Origin of the sequence: Hungatella hathewayi WAL-18680, assembly GCF_000235505.1 — a bacterium.
Classification (GTDB): domain Bacteria; phylum Bacillota; class Clostridia; order Lachnospirales; family Lachnospiraceae; genus Hungatella_A; species Hungatella_A hathewayi_A.
The window spans coordinates 1441683-1457407 of sequence record NZ_JH379027.1 but is presented as its reverse complement, the minus strand read 5'-3'; the positions used below and the strand labels follow the sequence as shown (position 1 = coordinate 1457407).

Sequence of the window (15725 nt, the reverse complement as noted above, 5' to 3'; positions counted from 1 at the left end):
TTTTTCAACACTTTATCTTTTTAATCAACAATGACAAACCCAATTGTACGAAAAGCTGCCAGATCAATCTGACAGCTTCGCTTCCTTGCATTTATTTCTATAATCCCTGGCGCTGCATCCCTCATACCGCAGAAAGCAGACTGAAAAGAATTTGTATCCACTGAACCCGACCTCCTCCGCGATTTCGTAGGTCTTTTTATCCGTGCCGGCCAGCAGTTCCTTCGCCCGCTCCACCCGGTAGCGGTTCAGCCAGTCATTCATCCTGCAGCCTACATCCGTAAAGAACACCTTCCCCAGATAGTTAGGCGAGGCAAACACAATTTTAGAGAGTGACTGGAGGGTGATATCCTCCTGATAATGGGCCTGAATGTAGCGGAGCGTTTTCCTCGTCAGCTCCGAATACTGCATGGCGGCCATATCATTTCCCCGGAAACGGCGCTGCCAGAATTGGAGCATCCATTTCTTTAACTCCTCAAAATCCCGGAACTCATCAAAGACCGGCTCCTCCGACACCTCCCCCTCCGGGGACAGATGCATGGCGAAATACCATACCTGATAGCAGAATTTTTTCATCTCCCCAAAATCCATATGGATTTCTTCGTAGTAATCAAACAGCTCGCAGAGATTGACATACGCATCCTCATATTTCTTAAGCCCCAGTTCTGCGATAATCCCGCTCTCCTTCCCGCGGCAGTTCTGAATCTCCCCAGCGCTTATGGCCGGAAAACGCTCCGTCAGAATGTACTGCTTGGGATTCCACACCGAGCACATCAGGGCGCTCTTGGCATAGTCATAGGATTTCCACAAATCAACCGGCGATTCCACCGCATTTCCAATCCCGATATACATCTGCTGCTTGTCCGGCAGGCTGTCAACCAGGGCTTTGGCAAGACTGGCGCACACGCTCCCCAGCGCCTCCTCCTCTTCCCCGTTCACCAGAAACAGAATCAGCTCCTCCCCCGTCTCACACCAGAAGGTTCCCTCAAACTGCCGGACAATCTGGTTGGTCTTCTGCACAAACTGCCAGAAATTCATGTCCAGCTCCTGACCGGATTTAAAGCCGTCCTCCACCACATCTCTCCTGACGTCCGCCAGCATAATCTGATAGACCGGCCCCTCCATGGGAATCTTTAAAAGCTGTGCTTTATTGCGTATGGCATTGGCATCGACGATGGCGCCCTTTCTAATTTCATCAATAAAATGCAGCTGGACAATGGTGATATTCTCGTCGAAAAATGCTTCTTTTTTTAAGTTTTCCTGCCATTTCTCCCGCTCGTCCAGAATTTCCTTCTTTACCTTCAGCACCGCCTCAATAATCTTGTCGGCCCCGGCCGGCTTTAGCAGATACTCATTGACCTTCATCTTCAATGCGGCCTGCAGATACTGGATGTCACTGTATCCACTGAGCAGAATCACATGCAAATCCGGCAGCATTTCCTTCAACCGGCGGGTCAGTTCAATGCCATCCATATTTCCCATCCGGATATCTGTCAGCAGAATGTCCGGACGCACCTGGGCGGCGATGCGCAGGGCCGCTTCCGCATTTTCCGCCTCCGCGGCCAGTTCGATTCCCCAGGCATCCCAGGAGATATACTCCCGCAGACCTTTCCTTATATTCGCCTCGTCATCCACAATCATCAGCTTCAACATGCAGTACACTCCCCCTTCGCGGTTGTATCACCAAAACCTTTGTCCCACCACCGGCGACATTTTCAAAATGAATCCCATACTCACTTCCATACATCAGTTGAATCCTGTCGTTGATATTCTTGATTCCAAACCCACGGTGATTTTCCTCCGTCCGGTTTAACAGCGCGTCGATGTCCGAAACGTCGATTCCCTGGCCATTATCCACGATGGTATAGACAATGTTGTCACCCTCCGTGAAGATATCCACCTGGATTTTCCCGTCATCAATATCTCTTATCCCATGTATTATGGCATTTTCCACCAGCGGCTGCAGCACGGATTTGATGACGCGGCAGCCAAGCAGGGAATCCTCCACATTTAAATCAAAGTCGAAGGGCTTTTTGCTCTGCTGGCGAAGTACCACATAATATCTTAAATGCTCTATTTCATTCCCAATGGTCGTGAATCCGTCCTCCCCGGAAAGGGCCTGGCGGAAGAAATTGGAGAGGGACTCGATCATGTCGCTGGTCTCCGGGGCATGTTCCACCTTGGCCGTCCAGTATATCATGTCCAGCGTATTGTATAGGAAATGGGGGTTGACCTGAGCCTGCAGCGCCCGCAGCTCCAGTTCCTTTTTTCGTATATTCACCAGATAGACTTCCTCAATCAGGGACTGAATCTTCTGCGCCATCCGGTTGAACTGCCTGGCCAGCAGACTGATTTCATCATTGCCCCGCACCTCCGCTCTCGTGGAGAACTGCTCCCCTTCCAGCGATTTCATGTTGCCGATGATTTCCTCCAGCGGACGGCACATTCTTCTGGAAATGATGGACGCAATGACAATACACAGCAGAAAACAGAGGGCGGCAAGCACCAGCAGCTGAATCAGACTGTCCCTGGTCTGAGTCTGAATGTCAACGGGGATTGACAGACTGTACACCATCCAACCGTTTTCGTGAATCACATGGGGAGCCGCGTACAGTTTGAGATTGTCCCGCTGTACGGTGAAGGCACCGTTCCGGTGGGCATAGAGCTGCTCGTAGGGAATCGGCTCCTCCAGGATCGCCGGTCCGTTGGGCTGGATGGAGGCGTACTGGACCTTGCCGCTGTCATCCACGATAAAATAGCTGGTATAGTCGGTTTCCTCGTTGGTAAATAACTCCTGGAAGGCATCCGTATTCAGATAGATTTTGATAATCCCGGCCGTCCTGGTGGTATTCTCGTAGTCCCTCAGCAGACGGCTTTGGTATATATACCGCTCTTTCTTTGCTGATGCCGTGACCACGTCCTCGTCCACATCCCAGAGGGCCTGTCCCCGCAGCTTCTCGGCTCTCTCCCAGTCTTGTGCCGTAATGCTTTTGGGGAAGAATCCATTGGACAGACTTTGGCCATTGATGCCCTCAATCTGGATGGACTGTATGTATTTATTGGTGTTGCTCAGATAATTCAGGCTGTTGTAAACCGCCCCCATCTCGACAGAAGTCTCGTATGCCGTCTCCCCCCGAAACTGCTCCTTCAGGAAATGATTGATCTTCGGGTCCACCAGCGCAAAGAGGGAGACCTGGTCCACGTCCTCGTATACCATCTCCATGACCGACCCTATTTTTTTCATTCCAAAAATCAGGCTGCTTCTGTAATTTTCCTCCACCTTCCTGATGGAGGTGGAGATGTTAAATGCGGAAAACAGCACCAGCGGGATTAACATGAAGAACAGGGATAGTCCAAATATTTGTTTCTGTAAACTGTATTTTGCCACGATTCTCCTGCCTTTCCAAATAATTTCTGTCAACCATTAAAATAATTTTATTATACCCTGTAACTGTTTTCAATAACAGATTAAAAATGAACTTTTTGACAAAATTCGACAAAGTTATCATCCGGGGGGTTTGAGTGTTCTTATTTCCTGGGAATAAAGAATCTGCCGGAGCAGACTTTCATGCCGAAGCGCAAATACAAAAACCCCCGGAAAGCAGCTGCTTTCCGGGGAATCATGAACTCCATCACGTAATTTGTTATCTAGTTCTCTTTTTCGTTGTCCGTATCATGTTCTATCTCATCTTCTATAACATCTTCAAACTCATCGTCTATGTCATCTTCCAAGTCGTCGTCCATCTCATCTTCATCCTCGTATCCGACATCCCGCATCTTATTCATCCTGGCCTCCAGAAGCCGGTCGAACTCCTCCTCGGAGATTCCCTCCTCCTTCAGGCGCAGTCTGCGGATGGCGCGGCGAACTTCCCGGTCCTCCCGTTCCTGGCGGATTTCCACAATCTTCCGAATCACGGCTATCAGCACAATCAACGCAAGAATAATGGCGATTCCTATCAAAATCAGTGTTATCATGGCATTTCTGGACAGGTTCAAATTCAAAAGGGACGAGATAAACTCCAGCTGCCCTTTGGTTGGCTGCTCCAAACTGGTCTCCGGCTCTGCCTCCGGTGCCGTCTCTTCCGGCGTCTCCCCCGGCAGTCCGGCCTCCGTGCTGGCCACCACCACCTCGGACTCCCTGTTCTTCAGGCGGAGAAATGCCTCCCCCACCTTTCTCTCATTATACGTATACCGCAGCACCGCCACAGCCCCTTCCGGGCTTCCAGCCGGCAGATTGGTATCAAAGGTTTTCTCCGCATCCCCATACTCCGCATCATTGGGCAGCGTCACGTACGGGTGATAAAACTCCAAATCATTTGGTGCATAGCTGGCGTCTCCCACCGCAATCGCTTCGTCACCGGAGATGTAGGCCGCCTCCGCCTCGCTGATATCCAGGGTCTTCACCCTGCTGAATCCAAATTCCAGCAGCGTGATGGTATCCAGATAATACTGGGTCGGGTCACCCTTCAGCACCACCGCAATCAGCCTTCGGCCATCCCGCTCCGCATAGGTCACCAGCGTGCTGCCCGCGATGGAGGTCCATCCCGTCTTCCCGGCCACGGCCCCCTCACAGTAAAACTGGGTCCCAGCACTGGCCTTCAAGATCTTGTGCTCCACCGCCATGGCAAACCCTTCCGGGTTGTTCTTTGTCGCCGGCAGCGTGTAGCTTCTCGTGGACGCAATCTCCAAAAGCTGGGGATTTTCGAAGGCCACCCGTGCAATCAGCGCCATATCGTAGGCCGTCACCACCTGCTCCGAATCATTGAGCCCCGACGGGTTCTTAAAATGGCTCCCCGTACACCCAATCTGGGCAATCCTGGCGTTCATCATTTCCACAAAGCCGTCTCTCGTACCGCCCACATGCTCCGCCAGCGCGTTGGCAGCCTGGTTGGAGGAGCGCAGCAGCATGGCGTAGAGACAGTCCTTCACCGACAGCTCGTCGCCCACATCCAGATTCAGCGGATTCCCGCTTCCCGACTCCACATTGTTCACCGCGTCATTGGAAAACACCACCCGCTCATCGAGGGAAGCATTCTCTATCACCACCAGCGCCGTCACCAGCTTCGTGATACTAGCCGGGTAATACGGCAGCTTGCTGTTCTGCCCAAATATCATCGCACCGGAGTCCGCGTCCATCACAATCCCGGCTTCCGCCATAATCCCCGTATCAGAAGGCCAGTCCGGCTTCGCAAATGATATCATTCCGAATATCTGACTGAAACATATAATACTGATTAATAATCCTGCCCATCTTCTTCTGCTGTTCATTTCCTGTTCTCCTACTACCCATATCTCAAAAAGTCACTCCCTATATGCTAACATTTTTCGACCTTTTTATCAACCTTTCCCCACAAAAACACCTGAAAATCCGTTTTTCTCCCACCAGCCTCCCAGATTTATCAAATTAAGAGTCTGCATGGCAGACTCTTGCGCCGGAGCGCGGCCGCTTCAGCGGCCATACTTCCTTAGCGCGGAGTGCGCATCCCCCGGAGGGTTTTTGTACCATAGGACGCACCTTCCTATGGTACGAAAAAAGGGAGAGAAGGCATCTGCCTCTCTCCCATCAAGTTCTCTTCTTGTCTCTATTCCTGAAACGTCTTCTGATTCCGCTGAATCACCTTGCTGATTTCCACCACCGGGATAATGCAGACCGCCAGCCCAATGGACACCCCATATTCCATCAGGGAAATGTGCTCGAATCCGAAGGCATCTGCCAGCACCGGCACATAAATCACCGCCGTGGTGCATATCAGCGACGCCGCCATGGACAGCCATAGCCACCCATTCTGCTCCCTCGTGTGGAGAATAGACTTGTGCAGCGACCTCATATTAAAGGAGTGAAATATTTCCGTCATGGACAGCGTCAGAAATGCCATGGTCATCCCATCCGCGCTGTTGGTAATCTCCCAGACCCCCGCCTCGATATAATGCCCAATAAAATAAGCCGCCAGCGTAATCACCGCCACCGCAATTCCCTGCAAGGCCACATTTATCCCAACACCTCCGGCAAAAATGCCGTCCTTCGGGTCCCTGGGCGCCCGCTTCATGATATCCTTCTCCGGCTTTTCCATCCCCAGCGCCAGCGCCGGGAAGCAGTCCGTAATCAGATTAATCCAGAGCAGATGCACCGGTTTTAATATCGTAAATCCCATCAGTGTGGCAAAGAAAATGGCCAGCACCTCCGACAAGTTGGAGGCCAGCAAAAACTGAATGGCCTTCCTGATATTGTCATAAATCCGCCGCCCCTCCGAGACCGCCGACACAATGGTGGCAAAATTGTCATCCGCCAGCACCATATCCGCCACGTTCTTCGTCACGTCGGTGCCGGTGATACCCATGCCAACGCCGATATCCGCGTTCTTGATGGACGGCGCGTCATTGACTCCGTCCCCGGTCATAGCCGTAATCTTTCCACGTTTCTGCCAGGCATTGACAATCCGCACCTTATGCTCCGGCTGCACCCTGGCATACACCGAGTACCGCTCAATCTCGTTCTCCAGTTCCTCATCGGAAATGTCGTCCAGCTGGGACCCGGTTATCGCCTGGCTGGCGTCGTCGATAATCCCCAGCTGCATGGCGATGGCCACCGCCGTGTCCTTATGGTCCCCGGTTATCATAATCGGCCGTATCCCCGCCGCCCGGCACTCATCAATGGCCGGCTTCACCTCCGGTCTCACCGGGTCAATCATCCCCGTCAGCCCCAGGAAGCACAAATCCTGCTCCAGAACCTCCGCCCCGTAGTCCGAAGGCTCCTCCTCCCAGGTTCTCATGGCCGCCCCCAGCACACGCAGGGCCTTGTCGGCCATAGCCTTATTCTCTTTCAAAATAGAAGCCCGGATATCCTCCGTCAATTCCTCCGCCTGCCCATCCAGACAGATTTGGGTACACCGCTTCAGAATCTCGTCCGGCGCACCTTTCGTGAACTGAACGACCGTTCCGTCTTCCATCCGGTGTACCGTCGACATCATTTTCCTCATGGAATCGAAGGGGGCCTCACCGATTCTCGGATAGGTCGCCACCAGCCGGTTTTTATTCAGACCTGCCTTCCACGCGTAATTCACAAGGGCCGCCTCCGTGGGCTCCCCAACCGCCTCATGGTTCTCATCCAGACCTGCGTCGTTGCACAGGCTCATGGCGATTGCCAAAAGTTTCTCCTCCTGGCCGGTGTGCTCCACCACCGTCATCTTGTTCTGGGTCAGCGTCCCCGTCTTATCCGAGCAGATAATCTGGGTACAGCCAAGGGTCTCCACCGCTGTCAGCTTCCGCACAATGGCCGCCTTCTTCGACATGTTGGTCACACCGATGGACAGCACAATGGTCACAACCGCCGCCAGCCCCTCGGGAATGGCCGCCACCGCCAGACTCACCGCCACCATGAACGTATCCAGCATCACTTCCCCGGACACATCCGGGTAAGCTCTCACCAGGCTGACGCCAAAGATAATCACGCAGATGCCAATCACCAGAAAACTCAGCACCTTGCTGAGCTGTGCCAGCTTCATCTGAAGCGGCGTGGCATTGTCTTTCGCCAGGGTCAGAGCGTCCGCAATCTTTCCCATCTCCGTATCCATACCCGTGGCTGTCACCACCGCCCGGCCGCGGCCGTAGGCCACCGAACTTCCCATGTACACCATATTTTTCCTGTCGCCGAGAGAAACGTCCTTCCCGTTCTCCTCCGCCGCCAGCTGATCCGTGGTTTTCAACACCGGCACCGACTCACCGGTCAGCGCCGCCTCCTCAATCTTCATGCTGGCGCACTCCACGATTCTGGCGTCCGCCGGCACCGAGTCACCGGCCTCCAGCACAATAATATCGCCCGGCACCAGCTCCTCGCTTCGCACCGTCAACTGATGTCCGCCCCGGATTACCTTCGAGGTGGCCGCCGCAATCTCCTGCAACGCCGCAATCGCCGCCTCCGCCTTGCTCTCCTGAACCACCCCCAGCACCGCGTTGATGATGACAACCGCCAGAATGATGATAACATCCGCAAAAGACTCCCCCGCATACACCGCCGTGACACCGGACACCGCCGCGGCCGCAATCAGAATGATAATCATAGGGTCCGCCAGCTGCTCCAGAAACCGTTTCCAAATAGGTGTTTTCTTCGCCTCCACCAGTTTATTCTTCCCGTGTTTTGAAAGCCTCCCGGCCACCTCCGCCTCCGAAAGCCCCTGTCCCGCATCCACACTCTGCTCCCGCAGCACTTCCTCACCTGTCTTCAGATATTCTTTCATAAAAAAACACCTCCTGCTTTTCTTAAAGCCCGTTACTGGAATGATTGACTGTTATATGGCTTTTTATGCCTTACGATAGTATCAAAAAAGACCCATACACAGCGTTTTTACTGTATATGAGTCTCATTCTTTATAGATAAACCAGACGCCCCTGCGGCACGCCATGCTGTTGATTTACCTCGCCAACAGCGCTCCCAGCCCCGGTTCCCATTCAAAAGACCGTCCACCGCCTGGCGCTGTCCTGCGGAATTACTCCCTCAGCTATGCAATTATCGTTCCATTGATAATACCGTATCACAATTGTAAATAAATGTCAATCCACAGAAATTTGTTGCTATTCGCATTATTGTTTCACTTCAAAACGCTTCATTTCCTCTTCTGTCAAAGACCGCCCTAATTTCTTTGATAAAAGAATTGCATCCCGTAAACGATATACTTTTTCATCAGAAGGTGCCGTCAATCTGCCATCCTTCATTACCTCACCAAACCTGTCAAATTTATCCATCTTTTTTTCTCTTCTTCCCTCTGCTATCATATTATTCACCTTCCTTAAAATACTTATTTATCAATGCTATGGCGCCATAGGAGTCTATGTATAAAGTATGCCAATCGATACTCTTTGCATTCAGCATTCTTTTATAATATTCCACCAAGCCTGTTTTGGCAGTAAATTGCACATATCCTTCATTACCGGCATCCCAACTGAGTTTACATGCTACGGCAAATAAATGTGCACCTACCCCCTTATACTTTCCGGCAATTCCCACATTAAATGGAGCGGCTTCCACGATGTCAATATGAGTATAATACTGATTTCGTATATGCTTCAACGCTATCATTCCCTGCACCGTACCATCCTTTTCTAGTACAAGTTCATACACTTCGTAACCTTTCTGTTGCGGAAGGCTCCAATCAAATTTCCATCCCTGCGCTCTCAAATCTGCTGCATCCTGCTTCGTGATGGTCCTGGTAACAAGACAGTATTCTGTATCACATTCCTCTCCAGTCTCAGAACAGACTAAACAATTCGTCAATGAATCAATGAAAATATCAATATCCATCAATATTCCTTCTTTCTTATATTATATCATATTTTGCTTAATGCTTAAATTTTTTTATATCATTTATATTTTCTATTCAAAAGGTGTGAAACTCTGGCCGAACTGGCCGCAACGGCTCGCGCCGAAGATTACTCACAGAGTGATACTCTGTGTGAATAGATTTACTATATCACATCGCCATTTGGGATGCAATCACATTTTTAAAAACAAACAGAGTTCCCATGATGTCTCTCCCATAGGAACTCTGCGAATTCATCTTCTATTACTTTCTATCTATCCCCACGCTACTGCATCGCCCCATCCGGACCAAACGTATAGGACTTCCCGTCAATATTCAGCGTCGTGTCGTGGACCATCGCGCCGTTGGAGTCCATATAATACCACTTATCTCCCACCTGCACCCAGCCAATCTGCTTCACGTAATTCTTCATATAATACCACTGCCCGCCGATTTTCTTCCAGCTGTCCGCCGGAATCAGCGTGCTGTAATCCGTGAAGGACAGCTCAATGGTCACATCCCCCACAATTCCGTCCACCTTGCCGTACTGGTCGCACTGCCAGATAGTCCGGTTCTTAAAATCATGGTTTGTCGTCCCATATCTGGCGTACCAGATATCATAGGGAATCTGGGAGGCGTCGATATGCTCCGTCAGCCACGCGTTGTTGGCATACACCACCGGCCGGTAGCCAGCATCCATGATAACGCTGCAAAAAGCATTGATCTGGTCCGTAATCTGCTGCTTCGTCAAACCGCTGTCCAGCAGCACCTTGGACTCCACGTCATAGGCAATCGGGTAGGAAATAGGATAATCCTTCACCAGTGCCAGCACATAGTTGGCCTCGTCTATCGCCGTCTGCACATCCAACGCCTGGGTGTAGAAAAATGCTCCAACCTTAATCCCCTGGGCCGCCGCCCCATTGATATTCATGGAATAATACGGGTCCATATCGTTGTGGTACCCCAGACGAACCATGGCAAATGACACCCCGTCCGCCTTCACCTTCGCCCAGTCAATGCCGCCGGCGCTCTCGCTGGCCCGGTTCTGATACTTGGTCACCGTGATGCCCTTCTCAAGCGCCCCCACAATGGGAGTCCCCTCCGCATTCACATACTGTCCGTTTTCCACGATCCAGGCTTCCGCCGCCATAGCGCTTATAGAGCCTGCAAATGTCATCGTTGCCACAACTCCGGCCAACACCCACTTTTTCCAAATTCCATACATCTTCTTCATCGCGTTTTCCTCCTCGCTCGATGACTGACACATTACGACAGTATCTCCAGCAAGTCCTCTTTCGACAGACTGCTAAGGGACACCGTTCCCTCCGTGATAATCTGCTCCGCCAGGCTCTTCTTGGCCTCCTGGAGCTTCAGAATGCTCTCCTCTATGGTATCTTTCATAATCAGTTTGAACACCGACACCTGCTTCTCCTGCCCAATCCGGTGGGTTCTGTCGGTAGCCTGGTTCTGGGCCGCCACATTCCACCATGGGTCATAGTGAATCACCACGTCCGCGGCCGTCAGGTTCAGTCCCGTACCGCCCGCCTTCAGGGATATCAGGAACACCGGCACATCATCCTCATGGAACTGGTTAACCATCCGCATCCGGTCCTCCTTGGAGGTAGCTCCGGTCAACACATGATACTTCACCTTATCCTTGTCAAGCCGCTTGCCGATGATATCCAGCATGGACGTAAACTGGGAGAACAAAAGCACCTTGTGCCCCGCTTCCACCGCCCCGTTTAACAGCTCCATACAGGTCTCCAGCTTCGCCGAAGTCCCCCGGTAATTCTCGTAATACAGCTTCGGGTCGCAGCACACCTGCCGCAGCTTGGTCAGCTCCGCCAGCACCTGCATCCTTCCGGAGCCGTACTCCTGGTCGCTCTGTCCCTCCAGCTCCCGTTTCAGTTTCACCGCATTGGCCGTGTAGAGCTCCTTCTGCACCTCATCAAATCTGGAGTAGACAATAGTCTCCAGCTTATCCGGCAGCTCCTTCAGCACGTCTTTCTTCAGTCTCCGCAGGATAAATGGTCCCGTCAGCTGGTGCAGATTCCACAGCACCTCGCTGTTACCATCCTTCACAATGGGCGCCTCAAAGTTCTTCTTAAACTTCTGGTAGCTGAACAAAAATCCCGGCATCAGATAATCAAAAATGCTCCACAGCTCGCTGAGCCGGTTCTCAATCGGCGTCCCCGTCAGAGCGAATCTGGTTCTGGAATGAATCACCTTCACCGCCTTGGCGCTCTGAGTGGTAGGATTCTTGATATACTGGGCCTCGTCGATAATCTGGAACCGGAATTCAATATTCTCATACAACTGGATATCCCGCCGCAAAAGCTCATAGGACGTGATAATTACATCGTACTCCTCCACCGACTGGAGCCGGTACTCCCGGCTCCACCCAAACCCGGTAATCGCCTCCACATTCAGCTCCGGCGCAAAGGTATGGACCTCATACTCCCAGTTATACACCAGAGATGCCGGACAGACAATGAGGGACGTGCCAGGCTTCTTGCCGGCCGCCTCCATTTTCTGCTTCTCATCCAGCAGAAGGCTGATAACCTGAACCGTCTTTCCCAGTCCCATATCATCCGCCAGAATTCCGCCAAACCCGCAGGCATCCAGCGTCCGCAGCCACCGAAAGCCCGTCTTCTGATAGCCCTTCAACACCGGCCGCAGACTCTCCGGCACCTCAAAATCACTGTCCTCCACCGACTTGATACCCCGCACGATGGATTTAAATAGATTATCCCGGTACAGGCTGATATTTCCCGTCTCCTTGTAGAGACTGTCCAGATAGAAAGCCCGGTACTTGGGAATCCGAATCTTCTTGCTCTGCAAATCCGCCTTGGACACCGCCAGACCGTCCACCATTCTGGCGATGGTCATAAACCCGTCCATATCCAGCTTCACAAATTCCCCGCTTCTCAACCGGTAATACGGCTTCTTCTGGCGGTACTCCGACAAAATCCGCTGCAAATCCGCTCCGCTCATATGCCCCGCGTCAATGGTCAGTTCCAGCCAGTCCCCCATCACGCTGACCCCCATGGACAGCTTTGGCGACGGCAGAATCTTCACATGCTTGGCCGTGTCCGTCAGCAGCACCTCGCCCAGTTCCGCAAACTCCGCCATGCCCTTGTCAAGCAGCCGGTACAGGGCGTCGTCATCATCCTTAATCACAAAATCCGGGTTCTTGGCCTCCCGGTATTTAAAATAGCGGGTAATCACCTGCCCGATACGGAATTCCCCTGGCACATCCCTGGTCACTGTCCGGGGCACCTTCTCGTCCTCCACCGGATGAAACGAGTAGCTTCCATACCGCAGGGTAGGCCGCAGCACAATCTCCCCGGGCCTTGGACAGTCAAACAAAAACTCCGCCTTCAGCTGCGCCGGTCTCATCCTGTCCAAATCCACGTCATCCACATCCAGAACCCCGTAGGGCTCCAGTTTTTTCAGCACCCGCTCATAAAACAGCGGGATATCCTTGGAATTCACCGTCACCTCGTAGGGGGCCCCGAATCCCTGGGTCATCTGCTGGAAGAACACCGCCAGCGCCTGGCTGCACTCCTCGTCACAGCGGTAGAGAATCTCCCCGTCCAGAAGATAGAGATATTTCTCCCCCATAAAGCTGCTCAGCTTCTTGTCCACCGACACCTTGATGGCCTCTTTCCTGGCCCGTCTCACCGCAATCACCAGCTCCGGGATTCCGCTCTTCACCGTCACCTTCCGGCTGATGCCACGGTAATCCTCCGTGTCCACTTCCTGGCCCATCAGCCCTTCCATGGCCCTGTCCCGGCTGCCCCTTCCTAACGTCAGTCTTCTCACTGACGGCGCCGCGCTGACGGCATTTTTCTGAAACTGCTGGTAATTCTCCTGATACGTATTCATCAGCTCCACCACCAGTTCCACCAGCGGCTGGCTCCTTTTTGTAAATACCTCGACGCTGTGATGGAAGGCCAGCTCCTTGCCGTACTCCACGTAGGTGCCATGGCTCACAGCCTGGGCGAAGGCCACCAAATCTTTTACCACATAATAGCGTTCGCGCCCCAGCTTAAACTCCATCCTCACATCGTTTCTTCCAATGAACAGCTGTGGAAGGAAATCCACCTGCTCTTCTTCCCCTTCCCTGACGATTTCCGCCACCTCCCGATTAGTATATTCACGAATCATGGTCCGCACCTGTGCCGAAGTGGTCACGGGCATTCCCGCATCCTCCAGTTCCTGTTCCTTAAAATGTTCCAGCAGAAACTTCGCATGGGGACAAATCCCCTTATACGAAATTCCCCGCTCACAAGAACAAGAGCAGCTGTTTACATCGCTGCCCTTGACGTCCATTTTTATCTGATACTGTGTTCCGTCGTCCTCCACGGTTCCGGTGATTCCATACTCACCCTTCCAGAAGGCTCTGGCTGTCATATCCACTACTCTCAAAGGGACTCCCCTCCGTCCGATTTCAACAAACTCACATAAGCCGCCTGCTCCTTAGCAGATTACATCCGCTCCGGCGCCTCAATGCCCAGCAAATCAATGCAGGTGCAAAGCACATCTTTCGTCAGTGTAATCAGCAGAATCCAGCTGTCCTGCCGCGCCTTGTCCTCCTCGGCAATAATCTTGTTATCGTGGTAGAATCGGTTAAAGGCGTTGGACAAATCATAGATATACTGGCAGATTTTGTGGGGCGCCGTCTCCGCAAAGCTGGTCTCCAGCACTTCGTTATATTTGGTCAGTTCCAGCATTAACGCCTTCTCCCCATCATTGATTGCCGGCAGTATGGAAGCGGCCGACACATCGCGCCCCTCCTGCTCCTTAAATCTGGAGAGAATGGACTTGATTCTCACAATGGTATAAAGAATATACGGCCCCGTGTTGCCCTCAAAGGAGATAAATCTCTCCATATCAAACACATAGTCCTTGGAAACCTGGTTGGACAAATCGCCGTACTTTAAGGCCGCCAGCCCCACAATCTTGGCCGTCTCCCTGGCCTCCTCCTCGGAAATGGAGCGGTTTTCCATGATACGCTCAAACACGGCCTCGTCGATATCCGCCACCATGTTCTCCAGACGCATCACGCCGCCATCCCTGGTCTTAAAGGGCTTGCCATCCTTGCCATTCATGGTTCCGAACATCAGGTGGAGCATCTCGGTCTCCGGCTTCACATACCCGGCCTTCTTCGCCACACGGAATACCTGGATAAAATGCAGTTCCTGACGCTTGTCCGTGATGTAAATATATTTGGAAGGCTGATACTCCTTCTCCCTCTCGATAATGGTTCCCAAATCAGAGGTGGCATAGAGAGCCGCGCCGTCCGACTTGCGGATGATACAGGGCGGCAGTTCCTTGGAGTCGGTCTCCTCGGCGATATCCACCACCAGAGCGCCCTGGCTTTCATAGGCCAGACCTCTCTTCTCCAAATCCTCAATCAGTCCCGGGATATAAGGCTGGGCGTCGCTCTCCCCTTTCCACAAATCAAAGTAGACATTCAGGCTGTCATAGTTCTTTCTCAAATCCGCCACGGACACCTTCATAATATGGTTCCAGATGGCGCGGTACGGCGCATAGCCGTTCTGAAGTTTCAGCGTCGCCTCCTGGGCCCGTTTCTTGAAGACTTCATCCGTCTTTGACTTGGCGCTGCCCGCCGGATAAATCTCCTCCAGCTCGCCGATGGTAAACGGCGGCTTTGCCGGATACTCTCCCGTGTAGGACTCGTCAAAATACACCAGCTCCGGCTGTCTGTCCCGCAGTTCCTCAATAATCTGGCCCATCTGCAGTCCCCAGTCTCCCAGGTGCACATCGCCAATCACGTGATAACCCAGAAACTTGCCCATCCTCTTGATGGCCTCGCCGATGATGGCCGGGCGCAGATGTCCGACATGAAGCGGCTTAGCCACGTTGGCTCCGCCGTAATCCACAATAATCGTAACCGGCTGTTCCACTTCCTCAAGCCCCAGCTTGTCGGAAGTTCTCATCCCGTTCATATAATCCGCCAGATAGCCACTGTCCAGCTTGATATTGATAAATCCCGGCATCACTGCCGTCATCTCCGAAAACATGGGGTCGCCCGCCAGCTTCTCCACCACATCGTTGGCAATATCAATCGGTTTCTTCTTATATACTTTCGCCGCCGCCATGGCGCCATTGCACTGATACTCGCACAAATCGGGACGATTGGATAATGTCACCTTCGCATACGTTTCCTCATACCCGCAGGCCGCAAACGCCGGACGCATCTTGGCCGCTATTAAATCCAGAATTTTTTTCACTCTGATATTCTCCTTCTTACACTCATTTTCATCCATAATACGGTAATATTACAGTTACCCATATTGGAAAATTATATCCTATCTGGCTGGAAAAATCAATAAAACTTGTACGCCAAACCAAAATACCAAATCAAAATAGAGTTCCTGGGGCGCAGGAACTCTATTTCTGTCATTA

The 15725-nt window shown here is 52.2% G+C and carries 9 protein-coding genes; all 9 read right to left on the bottom strand.

Going from position 1 to position 15725, the window contains the following annotated elements; genetic code table 11:
* Positions 1-63 precede the first annotated feature (63 nt).
* The 9 genes from HMPREF9473_RS06580 to argS all read right to left on the bottom strand — a co-directional run bounded on the left by HMPREF9473_RS06580 (position 64) and on the right by argS (position 15550).
* Positions 64-1650: a response regulator gene (locus HMPREF9473_RS06580; protein WP_006779292.1), complete on the bottom strand. Its 1587-nt coding sequence runs from the start codon at positions 1648-1650 to the stop codon at positions 64-66.
* Positions 1625-3385: a sensor histidine kinase gene (locus HMPREF9473_RS06575; protein ID WP_006779291.1), complete on the bottom strand. Its 1761-nt coding sequence runs from the start codon at positions 3383-3385 to the stop codon at positions 1625-1627. The genes HMPREF9473_RS06580 and HMPREF9473_RS06575 overlap by 26 nt, the downstream gene beginning before the upstream one ends.
* Before the next feature lie 260 nt (positions 3386-3645).
* Positions 3646-5265 (bottom strand): D-alanyl-D-alanine carboxypeptidase family protein, encoded by a 1620-nt coding sequence (locus HMPREF9473_RS06570; protein ID WP_006779290.1) that lies wholly within the window; start codon positions 5263-5265, stop codon positions 3646-3648.
* A 314-nt stretch (positions 5266-5579) separates the two neighbouring features.
* Positions 5580-8231: a cation-translocating P-type ATPase gene (locus HMPREF9473_RS06565; RefSeq protein WP_006779289.1), complete on the bottom strand. Its 2652-nt coding sequence runs from the start codon at positions 8229-8231 to the stop codon at positions 5580-5582.
* Positions 8232-8574: 343 nt separating this feature from the next.
* Positions 8575-8766 carry a hypothetical protein gene (locus HMPREF9473_RS06560; protein ID WP_006779288.1) on the bottom strand — a complete coding sequence of 64 codons (192 nt, stop codon included), beginning with the start codon at positions 8764-8766 and terminating at the stop codon, positions 8575-8577.
* A gap of 1 nt (position 8767) precedes the next feature.
* Positions 8768-9292, bottom strand: coding sequence for a hypothetical protein (locus HMPREF9473_RS06555; protein WP_006779287.1), 525 nt, complete (start codon positions 9290-9292; stop codon positions 8768-8770).
* Positions 9293-9576: 284 nt separating this feature from the next.
* A complete protein-coding gene (locus HMPREF9473_RS06550; RefSeq protein WP_006779286.1) occupies positions 9577-10524 on the bottom strand; it encodes a glycoside hydrolase family 25 protein in 948 nt (315 codons plus the stop codon).
* 32 nt (positions 10525-10556) lie between these two features.
* Positions 10557-13721, bottom strand: coding sequence for a DEAD/DEAH box helicase (locus HMPREF9473_RS06545; RefSeq protein WP_006779285.1), 3165 nt, complete (start codon positions 13719-13721; stop codon positions 10557-10559).
* A gap of 59 nt (positions 13722-13780) precedes the next feature.
* Positions 13781-15550 (bottom strand): arginine--tRNA ligase, encoded by a 1770-nt coding sequence (gene argS / locus HMPREF9473_RS06540; RefSeq protein ID WP_006779284.1) that lies wholly within the window; start codon positions 15548-15550, stop codon positions 13781-13783.
* Between the last annotated feature and the right edge of the window lie 175 nt (positions 15551-15725).

Bases quoted from the DNA above. Each gene is read 5' to 3' on its own strand.
- HMPREF9473_RS06555 (WP_006779287.1), bottom strand. From the start codon at position 9,292: ATGGATATTGATATTTTCATTGATTCATTGACGAATTGTTTAGTCTGT.
- HMPREF9473_RS06570 (WP_006779290.1), bottom strand. From the start codon at position 5,265: ATGAACAGCAGAAGAAGATGGGCAGGATTATTAATCAGTATTATATGT.
- HMPREF9473_RS06550 (WP_006779286.1), bottom strand. From the start codon at position 10,524: ATGAAGAAGATGTATGGAATTTGGAAAAAGTGGGTGTTGGCCGGAGTT.
- HMPREF9473_RS06580 (WP_006779292.1), bottom strand. From the start codon at position 1,650: ATGTTGAAGCTGATGATTGTGGATGACGAGGCGAATATAAGGAAAGGT.
- HMPREF9473_RS06565 (WP_006779289.1), bottom strand. From the start codon at position 8,231: ATGAAAGAATATCTGAAGACAGGTGAGGAAGTGCTGCGGGAGCAGAGT.
- HMPREF9473_RS06560 (WP_006779288.1), bottom strand. From the start codon at position 8,766: ATGATAGCAGAGGGAAGAAGAGAAAAAAAGATGGATAAATTTGACAGG.